The following is a 21639-nucleotide window of genomic DNA, read 5'->3' as shown; positions in this document are numbered from 1 at the left end:
AACGCGGTGTGTCAGGCCTGACGTCTCGCGAACAAGTTCGCTCCTACAGGAACTGCGTGTGGCGTGGGCTTCTGCAGGAGCCAACTTGTTGGCGAGGCGGTAAATGCTGTGTGTCAGGCCTGAGGTCTCGCGAACAAGCTTGCTCCTACAGGGACGGCGTATGGCGTGGGCTTCTGTAGGAGCCAACTTGTTGGCGAGGCGGTAAATGCGGTGTGTCAGGCCTGACGTCTCGCGAACAAGCTTGCTCCTACAGGGGAATGCTCACGCCTTGGCTGCTTCCTCATCCAGGCGGTCGGCTTCGAACAGTTCGGCCAGTTCCTTGCGCGCTTCGAGGGCGGACTGTTTGACCTTCACCGCGTCGTCGTAAATCAGATGTTGGGCGTTAAGCACTTGTTCATCGTGACGTTTGAAGCGGCTGATGCGAGCGTCGGCCTGCGCCTGGCTCAACCCCAGGCCCACCAACGTGCGGCGGGTCATTTCCAGGCTGGAATAAAATGTCTCACGAACCGCTTGCGCATCGACGTCCATCAGCCGGTGTACGTGCTGACGGTTACGTGCGCGGGCGATGATTTTCATGTGCGGATACAGCTTGCGCACCAGCTCAGCGGTCTTGATGTTGGCGTCGGGATCGTCCGTGGCAATGACGAAGAACTCTGCCTCATCGACCTTCGCCGCGCGCAGGATTTCCGGGCGTAGCGGGTCGCCATAAAACACCGGCGCGTTACCGAAGCTGCGGGTGAACTCGATGGTCTCAACCGAGGTGTCGAGGGCCACGAATGAGATGTTTTGCGCCCGCAGGATCCGCGCGACGATTTGCCCCATGCGGCCCATGCCTGCGATCACCACGCGAGGATTGTCGGATTCGATGTCGCGGTATTCGTCCGGGACCTCTCTGACCACCGCTTTGGGTTTCAACCAGCGCGCCATGACCAGCAACAGCAGGGGCGTAACGGCCATGGAAAGCGTGATGGTCAGCACCAGCAGGTCGTAAAGTTGTGCTTCGAACAAACCTTGATCACGGCCGATCTTGAACACCACGAAGGCGAATTCGCCACCGGCCGCCAACACCAGGCCTAGGCGCAGCGCGCTTTGTTTGCCCAACCCACCGGCAAGCCGCCCAACCACAAACAGCAGTGGCAACTTCAATGCAATCAGCAGCAACGTGAGGCCGATCACTGTGAGCGGTGCGCTGAACAGCAAGCCGATGTTGGCGCCCATGCCAACACTGATAAAGAACAGTCCCAGCAGCAGCCCTTTGAACGGCTCGATCTGCGATTCCAGCTCATGGCGGTATTCAGAATCTGCCAACAGCAGACCGGCAAGAAACGCACCCAGAGCCATGGAAACGCCCACCAGATCCATCAACCACGCCGTGCCGATCACCACCAGCAACGCGGTGGCGGTGGACACTTCCTGCAATTTGGACTTGGCGACGATCCGGAACACAGGACGCAGCAAATAACGGCCGCCGATCACCACGATCGCAATCACCCCCAGCACTTGCAGACCGTGGCTCAATTGACTTCCCGAGGCGGGGTCGTGATCGGCTCCGGCCAGCAGCGGCACCATGGCGATCAGCGGGATGGCGGCGATGTCCTGGAACAACAGAATGGCGAACGCGAGACGACCGTGGGGCGCGTTGAGTTCCTTGCGTTCGGCCAGGCTTTGCAGGCCGAAAGCGGTCGACGACAACGCCAGGCCCAAACCCAGGACTACCGCTGTATTGAGCGGTTGGCCGAAGGCGAACAGCGCTACAGAACCGATCACCACGCCGGTCAGCATCACTTGAGCAAGGCCCACGCCGAACACTGATTTACGCATGACCCATAGCCGCTTGGGGGACAGTTCCAGGCCGATGATAAACAGCAGCAGAACCACGCCGAGTTCGGAAATATGCGCAACGCTTTGTGTGTTGCCGATCAACCCAAGAACTGAAGGGCCGATGATCACACCGGCAATGAGATAACCGATAACAGCGCCCAGTTGCAGGCGCTTGGCCAACGGAACTGCCAGCACGGCGGCGCATAAAAACACGACTGCGGCCTGTAGCAGGCTGCCTTCATCGGCCATTGGGAACTCCTTAGTGAATAACGTAAGTGGGAAAGTGGGGAACACGACAATAGGAATGCAGAAACAATCGGTATTAAACCACGGGGGGATGACCGATTAAGCGCGGCAATTGGCTGCATCCTCGTCCCGGTAGTGTCCGGGGCTGCATAACGGCGTAATATGAGCGCGCATTTGCCCCGGGTGAATGATTCCAAGAGCTTTCAGGAAAACAGCAATGACCAATAAGCAGCGTTTGATTTATTCGATCATCATCGCCCTGGCGGTATTGGCGATCATGTTGGGTCTGTCGCATTTGCAGAACAGCGGCGTGATCACTGAGCAGACCTTCCAGTACATCGCGATTTTCGTGGCTGTCGTGGTCGTGGTCATCAACGGCATCATGCGGCGCAAGGTCAAGCACTGAGGCCGACGCACCGGGTTACACAAAGCGGCCTGAACTATTTTTTCCCTCGTGAACTCCAAAATCCCGCAAGTCATAAAGCCCGAAAAGGGAATTGGAGTTCAAGATGATCAAAAAACTTACTGCTGCCATCCTCGCCACTGCCGCTCTGTCCACCGCCCAGGTTGCCTTGGCCGATAAGCCCGGCGCTGGCTGGATTACTATCGAGAAGGCCATCGAAAAGGCCAAATCGGCGGGCTACACCGAGATCTACAAAATCGAAGCCGATGACAACGGCTACTGGGAAGGCGAAGGGCGCAAGGCCGACAGCCTGACCTACGAGTTCCGCATCGACGGTACGTCGGGCAACGTGCTCCGCGACCAGAAAGACTGATTCAGCCCTCGGTTGAATCCCTACAACAGCGCGACCGGTTCGCGCTGTTGTCGTTTCAGCGCTGCGCCAGTTGACCGAAAACCTCACTTTACCCACGCCCTCGATTGCCTCTAGGCTTGCTGCCCGACATTCACTATCAGCAGGAAGCGGCGCATGAGCGTGCGGATCGAACTCAAAGCAAACCCCACCGAAGAAGAACGTCTGGCTATCCTGGCGCCACTTGTGGATTACAACGCGCAGCAGGCCGGCGATGGTCTCTCGGAAAAGCTGGCGTTGTTGGTACGCGACGAAGTCAGTGGCGAGATCCTTGGCGGATTGCACGCCCGAGTCCTGTACCGCTGGCTATTTGTCGAGTTGCTGGTGGTGCCCGAACAAACCCGCGGGCAGGGGATGGGCTCGACGCTGATGCAAAGGGCTGAAGATCTCGCCCGCGAACGAGGCTGCGTCGGCGTGTGGCTCGATACCTTCGAATTCCAGGCGCCGGACTTCTACCGCCAGCACGGCTATACCGAATTCGGTCATATCGATGACTATCCGCCTGGCCACAAGCGCTTCTTTTTTCAGAAACGCCTGACATCGTCAGAGAAATAATCAGCGGCGAAACGTCCCCGGCCAGCCAGTGATGGTTTTGGGTCGGGGCTTGGCGTAAGTCCTGACCTTGGACGTTGATAGTCCCAGTCGCACCAGTGATTCGGCGAGCATCACCGCTGCGGTCACGCCATCCACTACCGGCACCCCGGTGCGCAGACGGATTTGCTCGTCCAGTCCGGCCATGCCGCCACACCCCAGACAAATGACCTCGGCTTTATCGTCCCTGACCGCCAGCTGCGCCTGGCTGACAATTGCATCAACGGCGCGCTGCGGATCTTGTTCAAGCTCAAGCACGGCCAGTCCGCTGGCGCGCACCGATGCGCAACGTTCGAACAGACCGGCAAGCTTGAGGCGGTCTTCGATCAGCGGCACTGTGCGGTCCAGAGTGGTCACCACCGAGTACGCGTGACCCAGCAGCATCGCCAGACTGGCGCCGGCTTCGGTGATGTCCACTACCGGCACGTCTAGCAACTCTTGCAGGCCTTCGCGCCCGTGCTCGCCATACCCGGCCTGAATTACCGCGTCATATGGCTGATCGTAGGACAGCACCCGATCCATTACTGCGATGGCGGCCAGGTAACTTTCGAAATTGCCCTCAACCGAATCGGCGCCAAAGTGGGGCGTAAGCCCAATGATCTCGGTGCCGGGTGCGGCCACTGATTGTGCTTGGGCGGCGATGGCCTCGGTGATGGATTCAGTGGTGTTGACGTTGACGATCAGTATGCGCATGGGAAGACCTTAGGTTGCGACCAGCGTGATGAAGGAAGAAACCTGCAAAACCTGAACCATCCGGCTTGCCGGTCGAGGCGCCTTGGCGTGTCAGTCAAAGCGCGTGGCGCTGTAGGGGGCGGGATCGGTAAAGGGCTCGGCGCCGGACATCATTTGCGCCAGCAATCGACCGCACACCGGGCCAAGCGTCAGGCCGTGGTGCGCATGGCCAAAGTTAAACCACAGTCCTTTGTGTTTTGGCGCTGGCCCTATCACCGGCCGCATGTCCGGCAGACACGGGCGGCGTCCCAGCCATGGCTCGGCATCCAGCCGTTCCCCCAGCGGGTACAACGTGCGGGCAACCGCTTCGCAGCGGCGCAGCTGGATGTCGTTAGGCGGCGCATCACTGTCGGCGAATTCTATTCCAGTGGTCAGACGTATCCCTTGCGCCATCGGCGCGAGCACGAATCCGGCCTGCGCATCGATCACCGAATGCTGCAATTGCGCACCCGCAAGTGAGGCGTAGTGCATGTGATAGCCGCGCTTGATGCCCAAGGGAATTCGATAACCCAACGGCTTGAACAGCTGCGCCGATTGCGGGCCCAGAGCGATGACCACCTGCTCGGCAACGACCGCGCCTTGTTCACTGTCCACCTGCCATTGCCCGTTGTGCTGGCGCAAACTGCGCGCATCACCCTTGAGCAGCACGCCGCCGCGCGCCACGAACAAGGCCGCGTAACCGCGGGTCAGGGCGCCGGGGTCGCTGACACTTTTAGGGTCCAGCCAATGAATGCCGCCGACAATACCGCCGTGCAAGTCCGGCTCACGCTCCTTCAACTGCTGCACGTTCAGCACGTCATAGCGCAGGCCGAAACGGTCGTTGGACCTGGCATCAGCGACTGCCAGCTCCAACTCACGCGTATCACGATAGAACTCGATCCAGCCCTTGGCGCTGAACAGCCCACCCATTTCGGCCGCCTGGGCGAGCAAGTCGTGCTCGACAACGCAGCGCTCCACCAACGGCAGCATGGCACGGCCAGCGCTCGCCAGATTCTCGGGGGACGACTGCTGCCAATAGCGAAACAGCCAAGGCGCTGCTTTAAGCAAATAGCCGGGGCTGTAACGCATGGCCGATTGTTGATTCAGACCGTAGCGCACCAGCTTCCCGAGCTGACGGGGGAAGGCGTAGGGGATGACGCTGGAGCGCTCGATCAAACCGGCATTGCCGTGACTGGTGCCGCGACCGGGCTCGTCACGGTCAAGCAGTGTTACTCGGTGGCCCGCCGCTTGCAGATGAAGCGCAGAGCAGACACCAATGATTCCGGCGCCCAGAACGAGAGTCTGGCAATGCATTGTCAATCCTTGAACGGCTGATGAAGGGCGGGTGAGGGCCGCAGTTTACCTGTTTGCCACCACGCAGTACTCTCGGCGGGTTGTTCTGTCTGACTCGCACCTCTCACCTTCAACCGGAGTTTCAGATGTCCGCACCCCTCGACACCGCTGCGCTACAGATGATTTCCTTCGCTGATCTGACCGCGCTTTTAGAGCAGATTTTTGTACGTCACGGTACCTCGCCCCAGGTTGCCGCAGTGCTGGCGGCTAACTGTGCGAGTGCTGAACGTGATGGTTCTCACAGCCACGGGATATTCCGTATCAAGGGCTATCTGTCGTCGCTGGCCGCAGGTTGGGTCAATGGCCAGGCGGTGCCGACGGTTGAGGACGTGGGTGCGGCATTCGTGCGGGTCGATGCAGGGGGCGGATTTGCGCAACCGGCGCTGGAAGCGGCCAGAACTCTACTGGTCGAGAAAGCCAGAACAGCTGGCATCGCGATTCTGGCGATCCGTAATTCACACCATTTCGCTGCGTTGTGGCCGGACGTCGAACCGTTCGCCGAGCAAGGGCTGGTCGCGTTGAGCGTGGTCAACAGCATGACCTGCGTAGTGCCTCACGATGCGCAAAAGCCACTGTTCGGTACCAACCCGATTGCCTTTGCCGCGCCCCGTGCCGGTGGAAATCCGATTGTGTTCGACATGGCCACCAGTGCCATTGCCCACGGCGACGTGCAGATTGCCGCCAGGGAAGGGCGCATGTTGCCAGCGGGCATGGGAGTTGACCGAGCTGGCCAGCCGACGTGCGACCCCAAAGCCATTCTCGACGGCGGCGCGTTGCTGCCTTTTGGGGGCTACAAGGGCTCTGCGCTGGCGATGATGGTCGAGTTATTGGCGGCGGCTTTGACGGGGGGGAATTTCTCGTTCGAGTTCGATTGGTCCAAACATCCTGGCGCCCAAACGCCCTGGACGGGTCAGCTCATCATCGTCATCGATCCAGACAAGGGGCGCGGGCAAGACTTCGCCACGCGCAGCGAGGAGCTTGTCCGGCAGATGCAGGGCGTGGGCCAGGAGCGTCTGCCGGGTGATCGACGCTACGCGCAGCGCGCCAGATCCGCGCGCGACGGTATTGCGATCCCCGCGCAGGACCTTCAACGGCTCCGGCAACTGGCGGACGTTTAAACCGCAAGGCGATTGACCTGTCCGCAAGCTTTGAAGAGCACAGGCCGGCTGCGCAGAACCGCAATCGGTTGCGGCGACGCTTCTTGGCTGGCGAGGTGCAGCCGAACTTGAGGCTGTGTGTCCCGAACCTCTTGCAGCGCCCCTGCTCTTTGAGCGCATGGCATTGCAAGCGCACTGGCGCTGATGGCCGCAAGGATAAGAGTGATGATGAAAGCTAGGGTGGTTTTCATGGCCGCGGCTCCTGGGGCAAGTGGTCTGCACCCGAGAGAACCCTTCGTTCGGCAAGTGCAGTGATCGACACTTACAGGCTACGACCGACGGCCGCGGCAGCGCTATCCGATTACTGTCTGCTTCTTGCCTGATGCTGCGCGGCGGGACCTTTTGAAGCGATAGCCGCTCGTCAGAACGGAGCTTGCGTTTGGCCAATTATCCAAATACTGTATGTTTAACCAGTATTTATTGAAACGGAGTTGACCATGCAAACCGCTCGAATCGACAACAGCTTTGAATGTGTCCGTGCCCCGCTGGAACAGACGTTCAGCAGTGTCTGGGGCAATGAAATGCAACGAGAAGACTTTCTGGCACTGGCGTCGGGGCTACGCCACTACAATGCTTCGCTGTCCGCTGAGTATGCTGTTGATGGCTCAATCAGCTCAATGGAGCCTCAAGCGCGTGACGAGTGAGCAGCGCCGGGCTTGTTGCCGGTCCGGCATCAGGCTTGCGCGGTACGTTGCTGGCGGCAAACGGATAATTGACCTGCATGTCAAAATCATCAGCGTGCGGCTGACGTCGTTTCCCGGCTCGAATCATCGCCAGAGCGATCAAGGTAGCCACTACCGATACAGCGCACCAGGACAGCAAAAATGTAATCACTTGGGGTTCTCCGAACTGCAAAAAATCGGGTTGCCACTATAGTAATGGCACCGCTCAGTTTTTGATATCGGCCATAAGTAAAAATGCTTGAGCGGTTGCAAGCACAGTCGGACCGAATACCGGAAATAGCGCAACTCCCGACGTTCAACGCGGTCTTGAGTAAACGATAGTCAACTTTGAGGCAGCGGGTTATGAACGATCTCGGATCACGCTTAAAAGAGGCGCGCAAACGCATGGGGCTGTCGCAACAGGAGTTCGGTGCCATCGGTGGTGTGGAGGCCAATGCACAAGGTAAATACGAAAGCGGTGAGCGCATCCCCCGGTCCGATTATCTGGCGGCCCTGAAGAAGAAGGGTATCGATGTGCTGTACATCCTGTCCGGCGAAAAAACCCCTATGGCCACTGAATCGTTGAACAGTGCCGAGCGCAGCATCATCACCCACTACCGCGCGTTGAGTGAGGACGATCAGGGAGCGATTTCCCAACTGGCAACGTCTCTTTCGGAATGCAACGCCCATATTGATCAAGCTTCCTGAGCCTCGCTGCAGAGATACCCCCTTGCTGGACAATATATGAAACGTTTATGCTTCATATATTCCACGTGAGGTATATTCATGGGCCTGGTAAAAATTTCCGAACAAATGCACGCCAATCTTCGCTCTGTCAGCGCAGCGCTCAGCCGCTCAATCAACGCGCAAGCCGAGCACTGGATGCGAATCGGCATGCTCGCCGAATTGCACCCTGCACTGAACTACAGCGAACTGTGTCAATTGCTCATTCGTGCCGAAAACGCTGGTCCTCAGGTGCTATCCGCTTTGCCGGTTGATATCACCGACTTGATCCCCCAACACAGAGCGGTCTCCCGATGAGTATCAGTATCAAGAGCGAAGCCGATCTGGTGGGTCTTCGGGTAGCGGGCAGGTTGGCAGCGGATGTATTGGCGATGATTGCGCCACATGTCCGGGCCGGTATCAGCACAGAGGCGCTGGACGATATCTGCAATGAGTTCATCGTCAAGGAATTGAAGGTCATTCCTGCCAACGTCGGCTACCACGGCTTTACCAAGACCACCTGTATTTCACCGAACAGCGTCGTCTGTCACGGCATTCCCTCTTCTGAGGACATCCTCAAGGACGGCGACATCATAAATATAGATGTAGCGGTCATCAAAGACGGCTGGTATGGCGATACCAGCCGCATGTACCTGGTAGGTGATGTCAGCCCTTTGGCCAAGCGCCTTGTCGATACGACGTATGAGGCCACACTTGCCGGCATCCACGCGGTGAAACCTGGAGCGACGCTGGGGGATATCGGTCACGCCATCCAAACCGTCGCCTACCGAGAAGGATTCAGCGTGGTACGCGAATACTGCGGTCACGGGATCGGGCGCAAGTATCACGAAGAGCCCCAGGTATTGCATTACGGCGCTGCGGGAAAGGGTATGCGACTGAAGCCGGGCATGGTGTTCACCATCGAACCAATGATTAATGCCGGCAAACCGGGCACTCATGTTTTGGACGATGGCTGGACTGTACTAACCCGCGACGGTTCGCTTTCGGCGCAATGGGAACACATGGTGGCGGTGACGCAAACCGGCTTTGAGCTGTTGACGCCGTGGCCAGACGGCACAGGCGATTACCCGGCAGTTGCGTCGTTTGTCACGGTGACGGACTAATTAAGTCACAATTGCCGGGGTGAGATTCTCCGACTTCGCATGTAGTCTGCGTCTCGTTCCCCTGTAGTGTTGTGGCCTGACCGGCTCATGGATGATCAGGCCCGCAGCACTTGGGGAGAACACCAGATTCCAGACAAAAAAACCCGGCCTGAGCCGGGGTTTTTTTGCCAATCAAACAGGTCAATGATCGAGACTTTTAGCGGCCACGACCCCTGCAGAACTTAGCTTGATAGGGTAGTGCAACGATCGATCGCCTTTGCTGGCCTTGTCCACACTGCCGTCGTGAATCAGGCCGTGCTGCTGCAAGTGTTCCAAGGTATCGGCTACTGCATGTTCGCCCCTGTAGTTATCCAGTACTTCCTTGCCGAGACCGGCCGGATGAGCGTGGAGCAGGCGGGTGAGAACTTCTTTTTTAAGTGCGTTATCGATGGTCATATTTACCTCGCTTTGCTGGTGTCATGAGCGCTGCATGTAAATTGGGACCACTGGATCACGCATTTGTTTGGATTTTCTGACGCGTTAGCTGCTTTTCCATTGCACCTTGGTGATGCCCAGTCCTTCAGCCTGAATGATGGCCAACCGAACCGGATACGCAGAAACAGCGCCGTTCATCCCGCCCACGCCTGCATGTAGCGTGGCGAAATACAACGCTTCGCCGTCGCTGAGACGGTTGGCCTGATGGCAGAAATGCCTAGGTTCGCCGCGAAACTGGTAATGAATTTCAAAATCCTTGTAGTCGTTCATCGTAGTCCCCGCCCGTGCGACGCGTGATGCGGCGCTCTGAAATTAAGTACGGTCTGGAAGTGCCTGGCAGCATGTCTTTCCAATGCGTCCGGGATGCGGCCGTTTTATTTCGAGATCGATACAGGCATGCAAGACTTGGTGGCCATGGATCGTAATGCCGATTCTCTGCCCGTCCCCGAAAACATCTGCGCATTTTCTAGTGACGTGGCAGTGGAAAAACTACACCGTTTCAGGGTGTTTTGAACGTTGCTCCGATGAGCGGCAATGTGCCACACCTGTTCGGATACAACGCTCTCCTCAAGCAGCTAAAGCGCATATTTTTACCCGCGTTTGAAGGGCTCAACTGCAGGCGTTGAGGTTCACGGGGCCGACAAAATCGTTTCCATGACCCATCACGCAGGCAACACGTTGATTGCGCTGGCGCTCCCAGCTTTCAACGGGGTAGGTCTTGTTCCACGCTTGATAGAGTTGCTGATCCTGGCGCGAGATCCGCAGGTTGTACTGCTTGCTCATATAGAAGTAGGTGCGCGCAATCATTCCGCGAATCGACGGTCGTGGCATCACCTTCTTGGCCTTGAAATCCACTTGGGTCAGACACGAGCCGTACTGGCCTGCATGTTCAGGCAGCCAACCGAAACTGAAGTTGTTGCGGTCCCCATTGACTTCGCCAATGCTGGGCACAAGGTTGTGCAAATCAGCCTCGGCGCGCTTATAGACCTGATCGTTACGCGTGCAGTTTTTGCGTCCGCCGTTCTGCCAGCATTGGCGTAAGTGACCAATTTGCCAGGCAGGGACGATATGTTCCCATTCAATGCGTTTGGCCCGGGTAGCATTTTTACGAGGGATATAGCCGCAGGCGGCCAGATCGACTTTGTTGCCTGTGTATTTACAGCCGCAGTAGAACTCCGTGGACTGTGGAGCGTACAGGCCCCACGCGATCTTCTTCGCTTCACTGAAGGTTCGCGGTGCCTCGGCGTGCGAGGCGAAGGAGACAACCATCAAAATACCGGTAAACAGCAGGTTCGAAACCTTGAATCTCATCCGTCAATCTTCCTTGGGCAACGTCCAGAACACCTGGATACCGCCATCATCGCGATAGGCGAGGGTAACGTTGTCGTTCTCAGCGATTTCACCCAGCAACTGATTCCAGTCCTCTTCTGATTCGTCAGGCAGACGGAAGATCAACGCGGCCTTGGACTTTTGCGCAGTGGTTGAATTGATGATTTTTTGAATGCGGATACCCATTCGCTCGTAAGGGCCAGGAGCGGGGGCAGTGGTTGAGTTTTTTGACACGAAAATAATCCCTGGTTTTTGCTGTACATGCGTACAGTATTTCACTGCGGGAAGTTTCGCAATACCGCTGTAGGACAAAGCCCAGTCAATAGAAACGGGCAGGTTATTTTGCAACGCCACCTGGCGAACCAATTCAATGTGCGTCGATCTGATTGCGTATCGGCGGATGAGTTCGCTGCATTTTTAAAAAAAGGAGTCTGCATGAATATCAAACAGTTATGGCTGCCCGTCGCTCTTATTGGTTGCGCGATGCTTGCCGGGTGCTCGACGGCAACCGTGGTCACGCTGCAGAACGGCACACAGTACGTAACCAAAGATACGCCCAAGACCAAAACCAAAGACGGCTTTTACGAATTTGAGGACATTTCCGGAAGAATGATCAAGGTCCGCGCCGACGAAGTGGCGACAGTAAAAGAAGAAGATTGAAAAAGATCGGGGCTGAGCGCATTGAATGCGTCGGCCCCTTTTTTTGGCTCCCGATTATCGGAGCCTGGAAAATCAGTATTCCCAGAACATCCGCTGCAATTCTTTACTGTCGTTGGTTTTTGTCATCGCCACCATCGCCAGAATACGAGCCTTTTGCGGATTCAAGTCGTGTGCCACCACCCAGTCGTATTTGTCGTCGGGCTGTTCGGCATTGCGCAACACGAATCCACCAGCGTTGACGTGGGATGATCGAATGATCTGCACGCCATCCTTGCGCAGCGCTTGCAATGAAGGCACTACCTTCGAGGAGACCGAACCATTGCCGGTGCCCGCGTGGATGATCGCCTTGGCGCCTGACTGGGCCAACGCCTTGTACGCAGTGTCACTGACGTTGCCGTAGGAATAAGCGATATCGACCTGTGGCAAGCTGCTGATCTGCCTGATGTCGAATTCCGAGTTTTGCGTATGACGTTTCGCCGGTAGGCGGAACCAGTAGGATTTGCCTTCGACCACCATCCCCAAAGCGCCCCACGGGCTTTTGAACGCCTCAGTCTTGATGTTGACCATCTTGCTGACATCACGACCCGATTGAATCTCGTCGTTCATGGTCACCAACACGCCCTTGCCTCGGGACTCTGCGCTGCTGGCTACGGCCACTGCGTTGTACAGATTAAGCATCCCGTCAGCGGACATTGCCGTGCCTGGACGCATGGAGCCCACTACTACGATGGGCTTCTCTGTTCTTTCCACGAGATTCAAGAAGTAGGCGGTTTCTTCCAGGGTGTCAGTGCCGTGTGTAATGACGATACCGTCCACATCCGGGCTGTCGGCAAGCTCGGCGACACGTTTGCCCAGTTGCAGCAAGTTGTCGTTGCTGATGCTTTCGGAAGCGATCTGCATCACTTGTTCACCCCGGACGTTCGCCAGCGTGCTGAGTTCAGGCACACCTGCGATCAGCTTGTCGATTCCAACCTTCGCTGCCTGATAGGTCGCGCTGTTGGCAGAGCTGGCGCCTGCCCCGGCAATGGTGCCGCCGGTAGCGAGAATCACTACGTTGGCCAGCTTCGACTTGGCCACCGGTGGCTGTTCAGCGTTATCGGCCCAAGTGAGGGCGGGCGATAGCATCAGGCAAAGGGCCAAGGCGCCCGGAGCAAAGGTGTTCAATGCATTTTTCATTATTGTTCTCTCGCGGCTGAAAAACAGTGCCTTCATGACACCGTGAAAATCTGTCCTGCTGGCGCTGAACAGACTGCGAGAGGCAATTGCAGAAAACATACCAAATGATTCAGAAAGCGCAGGTGTCTGAAAGATATAGTTTTATTCGGTTAAGGCTATTCAAATGAATGTCTATGCGTACGGAGTTCCGAACACCAGTGGCATGACCTGTTCGGGCAGCCGACTGCTCGAGCAGGTCATGCTACCGACCGAGATCTCAATTCATTTAACGCGGTTCAAACAGCATTGAGCTGAGCGATGACTGGACGGTTCTCGCGGTTGACAAATCTTGTAACCCTTCCCATAGTTCCACTACGCAAACGTTTGCGCTTCGAATGCCTTTTACTCGATCGATGCGCTGACGGTGCCGATAAAATAATCATAAATGTCGGAGTGATCCCATGAAGCTGCCTTTCGCTGCACGCCTTCTCGCTGTTGCCATGCTTACCGCCACTGCTGTTTCCCTGCCTGTTTCATCCGCCTTCGCCGACGACGCCAAAAAGCCCACGGTCGCGCTGGTAATGAAATCCCTGGCCAACGAATTCTTCCTGACCATGGAAGATGGCGCCAAGGTCTATCAGAAAGAACATTCTGCTGACTTCGACCTGATCTCCAACGGTATCAAAAACGAATCCGATACAGCCGCGCAGATCGATATCGTCAATCAGATGATCGTCAAGAAAGTCGACGCCCTGGTGATCGCACCGGCTGACTCCAAGGCCCTGGCTTCGGTGATCAAGAAGGCGATGGACGCTGGTATCAAGGTCGTCAACATCGACAACCAGCTTGACGTCGATGTGCTCAAAAGCAAAAACATGGAAGTGCCGTTCGTAGGGCCGAACAACCGCAAAGGCGCCAAGCTGGTGGGTGACTACCTGGCCAAGCAACTGACCGCAGGTGATCAGGTCGGCATTATCGAAGGCGTTCCGACTACCACTAACGCTCAACAGCGCACTGCAGGTTTCAAGGATGCAATGGATGGCGCGCAGATGAAGATCGTCTCCACGCAATCGGGCAACTGGGAAATCGACAAGGGCAACGCAGTTGCCTCGGCCATGCTCAACGAATACCCGAACCTGAAAGCTTTGCTGGCTGGTAACGACAGCATGGCGTTGGGCGCAGTTTCGGCGGTCCGTGCCGCAGGCAAGGCCGGTAAAGTGCAAGTGGTTGGCTACGACAACATCAATGCCATCAAGCCGATGCTCAAGGACGGCCGCGTCCTCGCGACGGCTGATCAGTTCGCTGCACGCCAGGCAGTCTTCGGTATCGACACTGCGCTGAAGATGATCAAAGGCCAAAAACTCGACATCAAGGACGGTGTGATCGAGACCCCTGTCGAGCTGGTCACCAAGCCGCAATAAGCCCAGCTTCGTCTCACACACCTGAAACAGCGTCCGCCTTCGTCTGAAGGCGGGTGCGTGGAGAGCGTTATGTCAGCGTCTGCTCAGGCCGCTGTTCTATCTGTCAGCGGTATCGGCAAAACCTACGCCCAACCTGTTCTCGGCGACATCGACCTGACGCTGATGCGTGGGGAAGTGTTGGCCTTGACCGGTGAAAACGGCGCAGGCAAAAGCACCCTGTCCAAGATCATCGGCGGCCTGGTTACACCGACCACCGGCCAGATGCAATTTCAGGGTCAGCCCTATGCACCTGCCAGCCGTACCCAGGCCGAAAAGCTCGGCGTGCGTATGGTCATGCAAGAACTCAATCTGCTGCCGACGCTGTCGGTGGCTGAAAACCTGTTTCTCGACAACTTGCCCAGTCGCGGTGGGTGGATCAACCGCAAGCGCCTGCGTGAAGACGCGATCAAAGCCATGGCACAAGTCGGGCTAGATGCCATCGACCCGGATACGCTGGTCAGCGAGTTGGGCATCGGCCATCAGCAGATGGTCGAGATCGCCCGCAACTTGATCGGCGACTGTCATGTACTGATCCTCGACGAGCCGACGGCGATGCTGACCGCTCGTGAAGTCGAGATGCTGTTCGAGCAGATCACCCGCTTGCAGGACCGTGGCGTGTCGATCATCTACATCTCCCATCGACTGGAAGAACTGGCCCGCGTCGCCCAGCGCATCGCCGTGCTGCGCGACGGCAAACTGGTGTGCGTCGATGCAATGGCCAATTACAACAGCGAGCAGTTGGTCACGCTGATGGTCGGGCGTGAGCTGGGGGAAAAGATCGATCTGGGCGAGCGCAGGATTGGTGACGTCGCGTTGTCAGTCAAAGGCTTGAGCCGATCGGACAAAGTGCTCGATGTCTCGTTCGACGTGCGCGCCGGGGAAATTTTCGGCATTTCAGGGCTGATCGGAGCGGGGCGTACCGAGCTGATGCGCCTGATCTACGGCGCCGACATCGCCGACAGCGGCACTATCGAAGTCGGCAGCCCTTTGCGTGCGGTCAATGTGCGATCGCCAGTGGATGCGGTCGGTCATGGCATCGCACTGATCACCGAAGATCGCAAAGGCGAGGGCCTGCTGTTGTCGCAATCGATCAGCGCCAATATCGCGCTGGGCAACATGGAGGCGATCTCCAATGCTGGCGTTGTGGACGGTAGTGCTGAAATGAAACTCGCCCGCCGTCAGGTGGACGCCATGCGCATTCGTAGCTCCAGTCCGACGCAGTTGGTGTCCGAGCTGTCCGGTGGCAATCAGCAGAAAGTGGTGATCGGCCGCTGGCTGGAGCGTGATTGCCAAGTGATGCTGTTTGATGAGCCTACCCGTGGCATCGACGTCGGCGCCAAATTCGACATTTACACCTTATTGGGCGATCTGACGCGCCAGGGCAGGGCGCTGGTGGTGGTGTCCAGCGACCTGCGCGAACTGATGCTGATCTGCGACCGGATCGGCGTGCTATCCGCCGGCCGCATGATCGACACCTTCGAGCGCGACAGCTGGACCCAGGATGAACTGCTTGCCGCCGCCTTCGCTGGCTACCAAAAACGTGATGCGCTGCTGTCCGACGCCGCGCCCAGGATTGACTGATGAAAACGCCTACTCCTAACAGCGCCGCGCTGCCATCTCCCGGCAAACGCAGCGGTAACTATTTCGGCCTCGGCACCTACCTGGGGCTGGCTGGCGCATTGCTGGCAATGATCGTATTGTTCTCATTGCTCAGCGATCACTTCCTGTCTTACGAAACCTTCAGCACCCTGGCCAACCAGATCCCTGATTTGATGGTACTGGCGGTCGGCATGACGTTCATCCTGATCATCGGCGGTATCGATCTTTCTGTGGGTTCGGTGTTGGCGCTGGCCGCTTCGGCGGTCAGCGTGGCGATGCTCGGCTGGGGCTGGGGCGTTTTACCCTCCGCGTTGCTGGGCATGGCCTGCGCGACGGTGGCGGGAACCATTACCGGCTCGATCACCGTGGCCTGGCGCATTCCCTCGTTCATCGTCTCGCTGGGCGTGCTGGAAATGGCCCGTGGCGTGGCGTATCAGATGACCGATTCGCGCACCGCGTACATCGGTGACTCCTACGCCTGGTTGTCGAACCCTTTTGCGTTCGGTATTTCGCCTTCGTTCGTGATCGCCTTGATCGTGATCTTCGTCGCCCAAGCGGTGCTGACCCGTACGGTCTTTGGCCGCTACCTGATCGGCATCGGCACCAATGAAGAAGCCGTGCGTCTGGCAGGGATCAATCCAAAGCCCTACAAAATTCTGGTGTTCTCGCTGATGGGCTTGCTGGCCGGTGTCGCAGCGCTGTTCCAGATTTCCCGTCTGGAGGCCGCTGATCCCAATGCCGGTTCCGGCCTTGAGCTGCAAGTGATTGCCGCAGTGGTAATCGGCGGCACCAGCCTGATGGGCGGACGTGGCTCGGTGATCAGCACTTTTTTTGGTGTGCTGATTATTTCGGTGCTGGCGGCTGGGCTTGCGCAAATCGGCGCAACCGAGCCGACCAAGCGCATCATCACTGGCGCCGTGATCGTCGTAGCCGTTGTGCTCGACACCTATCGCAGCCATCGCGCAAAACGGCGCGGCTGATATGGCTACGATCAAAGATGTGGCGGCCCTTGCAGGGATTTCCTACACCACCGTCTCCCATGTTCTGAACAGAACCAGACCGGTGAGTGAGCAGGTGCGGCTCAAAGTCGAAGCGGCGATTGCCCAGCTCGATTACGTGCCCAGCGCCGTGGCGCGGTCGTTGAAGGCCAAGGCAACTGCGACTATCGGGCTGTTGATTCCCAACGGCATCAATCCGTACTTCGCCGAGCTGGCTCGAGGGATCGAAGACTACTGCGAGCGCAACGGATTCTGCGTGATTTTGTGCAACTCCGACGACGACCCTGACAAGCAGCGCAGTTATTTGCGGGTGCTGCTGGAGAAGCGCGTGGACGGCTTGATTGTGTCGTCGGTAGGCAGTGATGCCGGGCTCGTCGATGGTTTGGCGGGAGTACGCACACCGATGGTGATCGTTGACCGGGATCTGGAACACATTACTGCGGATCTGGTGCGTATCGATCACGAATTGGGCGCCTATCTGGCGACGTCGCATTTGCTGGAACTGGGGCATCGCCACATTGCCTGCATTTGTGGCCCGGCGCAGACCAGTGTCGCCCGCATGCGCCTGGCCGGCTATCGGCGTGCCATGCAGGAGGCCAAGATTGAAGTCCCTGCATCCTGGGTAGTCGAAAGTGATTTCACCAGCCCAAGCGGCTACACCGCGGCAGTGGTTCTGCTTGAAGGCGAGCGACCCACGGCAATTTTCGCGGCCAACGACATGGTCGGTTTCGGCGTGCTGCGCGCTGCGGCCGAGCGTAATATCCGCGTGCCCACGGACCTGTCGGTTATTGGTTTCGATGACATCCAGATGAGCCGTTATGTCTACCCGGCGTTGACCACGGTGGGCCAGTCGATTTTGCAGCTGGGCGAGCGCGCCGCCGAAGTGCTCTTGCGTAGAATCGCCGCTCCGGCTACCTCGACCGTCGAACAGTTGATCGTCGTGCCGAGCATCGTATTGCGCGAATCCACTGCTCCGCCGACCAATGCATTTAATGAATTTCGCTGAACCGCCCGGATTGAAGAGTAGAGAGCCATGCAAGCAAAAGTAGTGATAGTCGGCAGCCTCAACATGGACCTGGTGACACGCGCGCCACGGCTGCCACGGGGCGGCGAGACCCTCGCGGGACATTCTTTCGTGACAGTGCCGGGAGGCAAGGGCGCCAATCAGGCAGTCGCGGCTGCGCGTCTTGGTGCTAGCGTCGCGATGGTCGGTTGTGTCGGCGACGACGCTTATGGCGATCAATTGCGCACCGCGTTGCTCGCCGAAGGCATCGATTGCGACGCGGTGACTGCCATCGCTGGCGAGTCCACCGGAGTGGCGCTGATCGTGGTCGATGACAACAGCCAGAACGCCATCGTGATCGTCGCGGGCGGTAACGGGCATGTTTCTTCAGCGGTAGTGGACGGTTTCGATGCACTGCTCAGCCAGGCCGAGGTAATCATCTGTCAGCTGGAAATTCCTATGGACACCGTCGGACATGTCCTCAAGCGCGGCAGGGAGTTGGGCAAAATCGTCATTCTCAATCCGGCCCCGGCCAGCGCGCCGCTGCCGGCCGACTGGTACTCGCTGATCGATTACCTGATACCCAACGAAAGTGAGGCGACCATGCTGACCGGTCTGCCGGTGGACTCGGTGGCGACGGCCGATGCTGCCGCTACCGCATTGTTGGCAGCGGGCGCTTCCAAAGTCATCGTCACCTTGGGTGCCCAAGGATCGCTGTTCGCTTCAAACGCCCGCTCGCAACATTTCCCGGCGCCCAAGGTGCAGGCTGTCGACACCACGGCAGCCGGTGACACGTTTGTCGGTGGCTTTGCGGCGGCATTGGCCGAGGGCAAAAGCGAGTCCCTGGCCATCCAGTTCGGGCAGATTGCCGCTGCACTATCCGTCACCCGCTCGGGAGCGCAACCGTCCATTCCGACATTCAATGAAGTCCAGGGATTCAAGCCATGAAAAAAACTCCCTTACTCAACATCGCGCTGTCGCGAGTGGTGGCATCGCTTGGACATGGCGACGTACTGATGATCGTCGACGCGGGAATGCCAGTGCCTCCCGGCGTCGAGTTGATCGACCTGGCGTTGACCCATGGCGTGCCGGATTTCGTCAGCGTGCTGAACACCGTACTGACCGAAATGCAGGTTGAAAGCCACGTATTGGCGCAGGAAATCTTCGATAAAATTCCACCTGCGCTTGCCACCCTTAAAACCCTTGAGGCCAGTGGAAGCCTGGGTCTGCAGCGTCTGGTCAGCCATGACGAGCTGAAAGTCATCAGCCGCAGCGCCCGCGCCATAGTGCGCACTGGCGAATGCCAGCCTTACACCAACATTGCCTTGGTCTCAGGTGTCGTCTTCTGACGCCTTTGGCTTATTTGTCGTTCACGTGGAACAGGGAGTTTCCTATGCAGTACTTTCGTTTTTATCTTTCTCGTCTGATCAGGAGCGTGCTTGTTTTGGTCATCATCGGTGCCACTGCTGCCCAGGCAGCCGAAAAACGCAATCTGATCATCGACACCGATCCAGGCGCCGACGATGTGGTGGCGCTGCTGCTGGCGCTGGCGTCGCCGGACGAGCTGAATGTGATGGCGATTACCACGGTGGCCGGTAACGTGCGGGTGGATAAAACTTCGCGCAATGCCAGGCTTGCCCGGGAATGGGCGGGGCGCGAAGACGTTCCGGTTTATGCCGGTGCCGGCAAGCCGATGGTGCGTACGCCGATCTACGCCGAGAACATTCACGGTAAAGAAGGACTGCCGGGGATTGAGGTTCACGAACCCGCGAAAGGGCTGGCTGACGGCAGCGCCGTGCAATACCTGATCGACACCCTGAGCAATGCTCCGCCTCACAGCATCACTGTGGCGATGCTTGGCCCGCAGACCAATCTGGCGCTGGCGCTGATTCAGGCGCCGGAAATTACCCAGGGCATCAAGGAGGTGGTAGTCATGGGCGGCGCTCATTTCAACGGCGGCAACATCACGCCCGTGGCTGAATTCAACCTCTTCGCCGATCCTGATGCTGCCAAAGTTGTGCTCGCCAGTGGCGTGAAGCTGACCTACGTGCCTTTGGACGTCACCCACAAGATCCTCACCAGCGAGCAACGCCTCAAGCAGATCGAGGCGTTGAACAATCAGGCAGGGAAACTGGTCGGCGCGATTCTCAACGAGTACGTCAAGGCGGACATGGTGCACTACGGGTTGCCGGGCGGGCCGGTGCATGACGCGAGCGTGATTGCCTGGTTGCTCAAGCCTGAACTGTTCAGCGGCAAATCCGTCAATCTGGCGATTGACAATCGAGAAGGGCTGGGACTGGGCCAGACGGTGGCCGATTGGTATGACACTTTAGGAAGCGTCAAGAACGTTTTCTGGGTCGAAGACGGCGACGCTCAAGGTTTTTTCAACTTGCTGACCGAGCGTCTCGCACGCCTTAAATAGTTGTTGCTCAGGCTTGGGTCGATACTTCGACCGCATAGCGCAGCAGCATCTGGTTCATGAATGTCTGGGCGCCGCGGGTGCCCAGTTCTTTCACCAGCAGATCGATGGCGATGATCGCCAGTTCCTCCGCGCTTCCCGGGCTGTGGGCGCATTGGCCTTGTGGCCATTTGGCCTTGATATCAGCATCGATCGATACGACTGCCATGATCTCTCGTCTCTCTCCGGTGTCTCTAATGTCGCGTTCGGGACAGCTAGTCCCGACTCTCGTCGCCGAACTTGGACGTTGCGTCAGGCGAGGCAGTAAACCATCTTGAGCACGATTTCGCACTGATACTTAGGCATGAGTTGTCCACAGCTCGCAGTTCGACAGCACTCGGCGCCGGGCTGGAACATTCTCACCCGTGTAGATGATGAAAACGTTTTGTGACGATTTGGCCGTTCATCATTGAGCTGGGTGGGGCAGACTCCGCCGCTGAAGAGTGCCATCGGCCTCCCGCCCAGATCGTTGCGAATGCAACAAAGCACGGCGAGTGCGGTCGCACAGGTTCTGGTTTACGTAAATGCAAGGAGATTGTATGTCCTGGAAGCTGGCCCCAACGGCGGTTGTACTCGCCGCAGCGATGATGGCAGGGTGCAGCAGCACTTCTGAATCATCGGGTAGCGCAACCCAAGATTCCACCGCAGTTGATAGCGGTTATTCAAGCTGTGATGCATCCGCTGCGCAATTCACAGTCGGCAAGGCCGCTTCACCGGCTTTGCTGGAGCAAGCCAAGGCCAAGGCTGGTGCGCAGACGGCGAGGGCGCTTGGGCCCAATGACATGGTGACCCTGGAATACCGCTCTGATCGGCTGAACCTCAATACCGATCGGGCAGGCACCGTGACCCGCGTCAACTGCGGCTGATCGCCAAAATGCAGGCGTAAAAAAACCCCGTCAGTGACGGGGTTTTTTTTAGAACGCGTGGATTACTCCGCGCGAACCTGAGCAGCTTGCATGCCCTTTTGGCCTTTCTCAGCCACGAAGGAAACGGTCTGGCCTTCTTTCAGGCTTTTGAAACCGTCGCTTTCGATAGCTTTGAAGTGTACGAACAGGTCGTCACCGCCACCCTGTGGAGTGATAAAGCCGAAGCCTTTTTCATCGTTGAACCATTTTACGGTGCCGGTTTGGCGATTAGACATGGTGTATCTCCAAGAACATAATTTTTCAGTAGTACTGTGCTGCTCAGGCCAACTGGGCACACCGGGCTATCATAGTCGAAATGTACGAATGCAGAACTTTTTCAGTAAGAACTTTGCGCTTGTAGCTGAAATTCATACGCGGAAATGATTTCCTGACACTGG

General features: G+C 57.7%; 27 protein-coding genes. 17 read left to right on the top strand and 10 right to left on the bottom strand.

Going from position 1 to position 21639, the window contains the following annotated elements; all coding sequences use genetic code 11:
• Nucleotides 1-261: 261 nt before the first annotated feature.
• Entirely contained in the window at nucleotides 262-2070 is a 1809-nt protein-coding gene (locus ACWKV9_RS13945) for a monovalent cation:proton antiporter-2 (CPA2) family protein (RefSeq protein ID WP_483836701.1), read from the bottom strand.
• Nucleotides 2071-2284: 214 nt separating this feature from the next.
• On the opposite strand from ACWKV9_RS13945, the gene ACWKV9_RS13940 reads away from it, so the two are divergent.
• From ACWKV9_RS13940 to ACWKV9_RS13930, 3 genes are all read left to right on the top strand, one after another.
• Nucleotides 2285-2473 (top strand): hypothetical protein, encoded by a 189-nt coding sequence (locus ACWKV9_RS13940; RefSeq protein ID WP_483836700.1) that lies wholly within the window; start codon nucleotides 2285-2287, stop codon nucleotides 2471-2473.
• A 103-nt stretch (nucleotides 2474-2576) separates the two neighbouring features.
• Nucleotides 2577-2843, top strand: a complete 267-nt coding sequence (locus ACWKV9_RS13935; protein WP_483836699.1) for a PepSY domain-containing protein — start codon at nucleotides 2577-2579, stop codon at nucleotides 2841-2843.
• A 153-nt stretch (nucleotides 2844-2996) separates the two neighbouring features.
• Nucleotides 2997-3434, top strand: coding sequence for a GNAT family N-acetyltransferase (locus tag ACWKV9_RS13930; RefSeq protein WP_483836698.1), 438 nt, complete (start codon nucleotides 2997-2999; stop codon nucleotides 3432-3434).
• On the opposite strand, the gene ACWKV9_RS13925 is transcribed toward ACWKV9_RS13930, so the two are convergent.
• Both ACWKV9_RS13925 and ACWKV9_RS13920 read right to left on the bottom strand, forming a co-directional pair.
• Complete coding sequence (locus ACWKV9_RS13925) at nucleotides 3435-4163, bottom strand: aspartate/glutamate racemase family protein (RefSeq protein WP_483836697.1); 729 nt, start codon at nucleotides 4161-4163, stop codon at nucleotides 3435-3437.
• 90 nt (nucleotides 4164-4253) lie between these two features.
• A complete protein-coding gene (locus ACWKV9_RS13920; RefSeq protein WP_483836696.1) occupies nucleotides 4254-5495 on the bottom strand; it encodes an NAD(P)/FAD-dependent oxidoreductase in 1242 nt (413 codons plus the stop codon).
• 125 nt (nucleotides 5496-5620) lie between these two features.
• Between ACWKV9_RS13920 and ACWKV9_RS13915 the strand changes: the two genes are divergently transcribed.
• The 5 genes from ACWKV9_RS13915 (at nucleotide 5621) to map (ending at nucleotide 9200) form a co-directional block, all read left to right on the top strand.
• Nucleotides 5621-6652, top strand: coding sequence for an Ldh family oxidoreductase (locus tag ACWKV9_RS13915; protein WP_483836695.1), 1032 nt, complete (start codon nucleotides 5621-5623; stop codon nucleotides 6650-6652).
• A gap of 476 nt (nucleotides 6653-7128) precedes the next feature.
• Nucleotides 7129-7335 carry a hypothetical protein gene (locus ACWKV9_RS13910; RefSeq protein WP_483836694.1) on the top strand — a complete coding sequence of 69 codons (207 nt, stop codon included), beginning with the start codon at nucleotides 7129-7131 and terminating at the stop codon, nucleotides 7333-7335.
• A 381-nt stretch (nucleotides 7336-7716) separates the two neighbouring features.
• Nucleotides 7717-8061: a helix-turn-helix domain-containing protein gene (locus ACWKV9_RS13905; RefSeq protein ID WP_483836693.1), complete on the top strand. Its 345-nt coding sequence runs from the start codon at nucleotides 7717-7719 to the stop codon at nucleotides 8059-8061.
• Nucleotides 8062-8139: 78 nt separating this feature from the next.
• Complete coding sequence (locus ACWKV9_RS13900) at nucleotides 8140-8394, top strand: ParD-like family protein (protein ID WP_483836692.1); 255 nt, start codon at nucleotides 8140-8142, stop codon at nucleotides 8392-8394.
• Nucleotides 8391-9200, top strand: a complete 810-nt coding sequence (gene map / locus ACWKV9_RS13895; protein ID WP_483836691.1) for a type I methionyl aminopeptidase — start codon at nucleotides 8391-8393, stop codon at nucleotides 9198-9200. Before ACWKV9_RS13900 ends, map begins: the two co-directional genes overlap by 4 nt.
• Nucleotides 9201-9380: 180 nt before the next feature.
• Here the strand turns inward: map and ACWKV9_RS13890 are convergent, their stop codons facing one another.
• The 4 genes from ACWKV9_RS13890 to ACWKV9_RS13875 form a co-directional block, all read right to left on the bottom strand.
• On the bottom strand, nucleotides 9381-9635 hold the full coding sequence (locus tag ACWKV9_RS13890; protein ID WP_483836690.1) for a hypothetical protein: 255 nt from the start codon (nucleotides 9633-9635) through the stop codon (nucleotides 9381-9383).
• Nucleotides 9636-9719: 84 nt separating this feature from the next.
• Nucleotides 9720-9944 carry a DUF6555 family protein gene (locus ACWKV9_RS13885; RefSeq protein WP_483836689.1) on the bottom strand — a complete coding sequence of 75 codons (225 nt, stop codon included), beginning with the start codon at nucleotides 9942-9944 and terminating at the stop codon, nucleotides 9720-9722.
• 339 nt (nucleotides 9945-10283) lie between these two features.
• Nucleotides 10284-10985, bottom strand: a complete 702-nt coding sequence (locus ACWKV9_RS13880) for an endonuclease (protein ID WP_483836688.1) — start codon at nucleotides 10983-10985, stop codon at nucleotides 10284-10286.
• A gap of 3 nt (nucleotides 10986-10988) precedes the next feature.
• Nucleotides 10989-11237 (bottom strand): DUF1654 domain-containing protein, encoded by a 249-nt coding sequence (locus ACWKV9_RS13875; protein ID WP_483836687.1) that lies wholly within the window; start codon nucleotides 11235-11237, stop codon nucleotides 10989-10991.
• Between the two features lie 201 nt (nucleotides 11238-11438).
• On the opposite strand from ACWKV9_RS13875, the gene ACWKV9_RS13870 reads away from it, so the two are divergent.
• Complete coding sequence (locus tag ACWKV9_RS13870) at nucleotides 11439-11663, top strand: YgdI/YgdR family lipoprotein (RefSeq protein ID WP_483836686.1); 225 nt, start codon at nucleotides 11439-11441, stop codon at nucleotides 11661-11663.
• A 72-nt stretch (nucleotides 11664-11735) separates the two neighbouring features.
• Here ACWKV9_RS13870 and ACWKV9_RS13865 read toward each other — a convergent pair whose 3' ends face one another.
• The gene (locus ACWKV9_RS13865; protein ID WP_483836685.1) at nucleotides 11736-12839 is read right to left on the bottom strand and encodes an asparaginase; all 1104 of its coding nucleotides are present in this window, start codon (nucleotides 12837-12839) and stop codon (nucleotides 11736-11738) included.
• A gap of 440 nt (nucleotides 12840-13279) precedes the next feature.
• Between ACWKV9_RS13865 and ACWKV9_RS13860 the strand changes: the two genes are divergently transcribed.
• From ACWKV9_RS13860 to ACWKV9_RS13830, 7 genes are all read left to right on the top strand, one after another.
• A complete protein-coding gene (locus ACWKV9_RS13860; protein ID WP_483836684.1) occupies nucleotides 13280-14239 on the top strand; it encodes a substrate-binding domain-containing protein in 960 nt (319 codons plus the stop codon).
• A gap of 69 nt (nucleotides 14240-14308) precedes the next feature.
• Nucleotides 14309-15859, top strand: coding sequence for a sugar ABC transporter ATP-binding protein (locus ACWKV9_RS13855; protein WP_483836683.1), 1551 nt, complete (start codon nucleotides 14309-14311; stop codon nucleotides 15857-15859).
• Nucleotides 15859-16857 (top strand): ABC transporter permease, encoded by a 999-nt coding sequence (locus ACWKV9_RS13850; protein WP_483836682.1) that lies wholly within the window; start codon nucleotides 15859-15861, stop codon nucleotides 16855-16857. Before ACWKV9_RS13855 ends, ACWKV9_RS13850 begins: the two co-directional genes overlap by 1 nt.
• Before the next feature lies 1 nt (nucleotide 16858).
• The gene (locus ACWKV9_RS13845; protein WP_483836681.1) at nucleotides 16859-17881 is read left to right on the top strand and encodes a LacI family DNA-binding transcriptional regulator; all 1023 of its coding nucleotides are present in this window, start codon (nucleotides 16859-16861) and stop codon (nucleotides 17879-17881) included.
• 27 nt (nucleotides 17882-17908) lie between these two features.
• A complete protein-coding gene (gene rbsK / locus ACWKV9_RS13840; protein WP_483836680.1) occupies nucleotides 17909-18826 on the top strand; it encodes a ribokinase in 918 nt (305 codons plus the stop codon).
• On the top strand, nucleotides 18823-19227 hold the full coding sequence (gene rbsD, locus ACWKV9_RS13835) for a D-ribose pyranase (RefSeq protein WP_483836679.1): 405 nt from the start codon (nucleotides 18823-18825) through the stop codon (nucleotides 19225-19227). The genes rbsK and rbsD overlap by 4 nt, the downstream gene beginning before the upstream one ends.
• A gap of 44 nt (nucleotides 19228-19271) precedes the next feature.
• Entirely contained in the window at nucleotides 19272-20300 is a 1029-nt protein-coding gene (locus ACWKV9_RS13830; protein WP_483836678.1) for a nucleoside hydrolase, read from the top strand.
• A gap of 7 nt (nucleotides 20301-20307) precedes the next feature.
• Here the strand turns inward: ACWKV9_RS13830 and ACWKV9_RS13825 are convergent, their stop codons facing one another.
• On the bottom strand, nucleotides 20308-20505 hold the full coding sequence (locus ACWKV9_RS13825; protein WP_483836677.1) for a hypothetical protein: 198 nt from the start codon (nucleotides 20503-20505) through the stop codon (nucleotides 20308-20310).
• Between the two features lie 370 nt (nucleotides 20506-20875).
• Here ACWKV9_RS13825 and ACWKV9_RS13820 point away from each other — a divergent pair, with 370 nt between their 5' ends.
• Nucleotides 20876-21202 carry an I78 family peptidase inhibitor gene (locus tag ACWKV9_RS13820; RefSeq protein ID WP_483836676.1) on the top strand — a complete coding sequence of 109 codons (327 nt, stop codon included), beginning with the start codon at nucleotides 20876-20878 and terminating at the stop codon, nucleotides 21200-21202.
• A gap of 62 nt (nucleotides 21203-21264) precedes the next feature.
• On the opposite strand, the gene ACWKV9_RS13815 is transcribed toward ACWKV9_RS13820, so the two are convergent.
• The gene (locus ACWKV9_RS13815) at nucleotides 21265-21477 is read right to left on the bottom strand and encodes a cold-shock protein (RefSeq protein ID WP_007905882.1); all 213 of its coding nucleotides are present in this window, start codon (nucleotides 21475-21477) and stop codon (nucleotides 21265-21267) included.
• Nucleotides 21478-21639: the final 162 nt, after the last annotated feature.

It is taken from the genome of Pseudomonas corni, from assembly GCF_057128765.1.
This window is presented reverse-complemented; position numbering and strand designations above follow the sequence as displayed.

Coding starts and splice junctions, on each gene's coding strand:
- ACWKV9_RS13945 (WP_483836701.1), bottom strand. CDS start 2,070: ATGGCCGATGAAGGCAGCCTGCTACAGGCCGCAGTCGTGTTTTTATGC.
- ACWKV9_RS13940 (WP_483836700.1), top strand. CDS start 2,285: ATGACCAATAAGCAGCGTTTGATTTATTCGATCATCATCGCCCTGGCG.
- ACWKV9_RS13935 (WP_483836699.1), top strand. CDS start 2,577: ATGATCAAAAAACTTACTGCTGCCATCCTCGCCACTGCCGCTCTGTCC.
- ACWKV9_RS13930 (WP_483836698.1), top strand. CDS start 2,997: ATGAGCGTGCGGATCGAACTCAAAGCAAACCCCACCGAAGAAGAACGT.
- ACWKV9_RS13925 (WP_483836697.1), bottom strand. CDS start 4,163: ATGCGCATACTGATCGTCAACGTCAACACCACTGAATCCATCACCGAG.
- ACWKV9_RS13920 (WP_483836696.1), bottom strand. CDS start 5,495: ATGCATTGCCAGACTCTCGTTCTGGGCGCCGGAATCATTGGTGTCTGC.
- ACWKV9_RS13915 (WP_483836695.1), top strand. CDS start 5,621: ATGTCCGCACCCCTCGACACCGCTGCGCTACAGATGATTTCCTTCGCT.
- ACWKV9_RS13910 (WP_483836694.1), top strand. CDS start 7,129: ATGCAAACCGCTCGAATCGACAACAGCTTTGAATGTGTCCGTGCCCCG.
- ACWKV9_RS13905 (WP_483836693.1), top strand. CDS start 7,717: ATGAACGATCTCGGATCACGCTTAAAAGAGGCGCGCAAACGCATGGGG.
- ACWKV9_RS13900 (WP_483836692.1), top strand. CDS start 8,140: ATGGGCCTGGTAAAAATTTCCGAACAAATGCACGCCAATCTTCGCTCT.
- map (WP_483836691.1), top strand. CDS start 8,391: ATGAGTATCAGTATCAAGAGCGAAGCCGATCTGGTGGGTCTTCGGGTA.
- ACWKV9_RS13890 (WP_483836690.1), bottom strand. CDS start 9,635: ATGACCATCGATAACGCACTTAAAAAAGAAGTTCTCACCCGCCTGCTC.
- ACWKV9_RS13885 (WP_483836689.1), bottom strand. CDS start 9,944: ATGAACGACTACAAGGATTTTGAAATTCATTACCAGTTTCGCGGCGAA.
- ACWKV9_RS13880 (WP_483836688.1), bottom strand. CDS start 10,985: ATGAGATTCAAGGTTTCGAACCTGCTGTTTACCGGTATTTTGATGGTT.
- ACWKV9_RS13870 (WP_483836686.1), top strand. CDS start 11,439: ATGAATATCAAACAGTTATGGCTGCCCGTCGCTCTTATTGGTTGCGCG.
- ACWKV9_RS13865 (WP_483836685.1), bottom strand. CDS start 12,839: ATGAAAAATGCATTGAACACCTTTGCTCCGGGCGCCTTGGCCCTTTGC.
- ACWKV9_RS13860 (WP_483836684.1), top strand. CDS start 13,280: ATGAAGCTGCCTTTCGCTGCACGCCTTCTCGCTGTTGCCATGCTTACC.
- ACWKV9_RS13855 (WP_483836683.1), top strand. CDS start 14,309: ATGTCAGCGTCTGCTCAGGCCGCTGTTCTATCTGTCAGCGGTATCGGC.
- ACWKV9_RS13850 (WP_483836682.1), top strand. CDS start 15,859: ATGAAAACGCCTACTCCTAACAGCGCCGCGCTGCCATCTCCCGGCAAA.
- ACWKV9_RS13845 (WP_483836681.1), top strand. CDS start 16,859: ATGGCTACGATCAAAGATGTGGCGGCCCTTGCAGGGATTTCCTACACC.
- rbsK (WP_483836680.1), top strand. CDS start 17,909: ATGCAAGCAAAAGTAGTGATAGTCGGCAGCCTCAACATGGACCTGGTG.
- rbsD (WP_483836679.1), top strand. CDS start 18,823: ATGAAAAAAACTCCCTTACTCAACATCGCGCTGTCGCGAGTGGTGGCA.
- ACWKV9_RS13830 (WP_483836678.1), top strand. CDS start 19,272: ATGCAGTACTTTCGTTTTTATCTTTCTCGTCTGATCAGGAGCGTGCTT.
- ACWKV9_RS13825 (WP_483836677.1), bottom strand. CDS start 20,505: ATGGCAGTCGTATCGATCGATGCTGATATCAAGGCCAAATGGCCACAA.
- ACWKV9_RS13820 (WP_483836676.1), top strand. CDS start 20,876: ATGTCCTGGAAGCTGGCCCCAACGGCGGTTGTACTCGCCGCAGCGATG.
- ACWKV9_RS13815 (WP_007905882.1), bottom strand. CDS start 21,477: ATGTCTAATCGCCAAACCGGCACCGTAAAATGGTTCAACGATGAAAAA.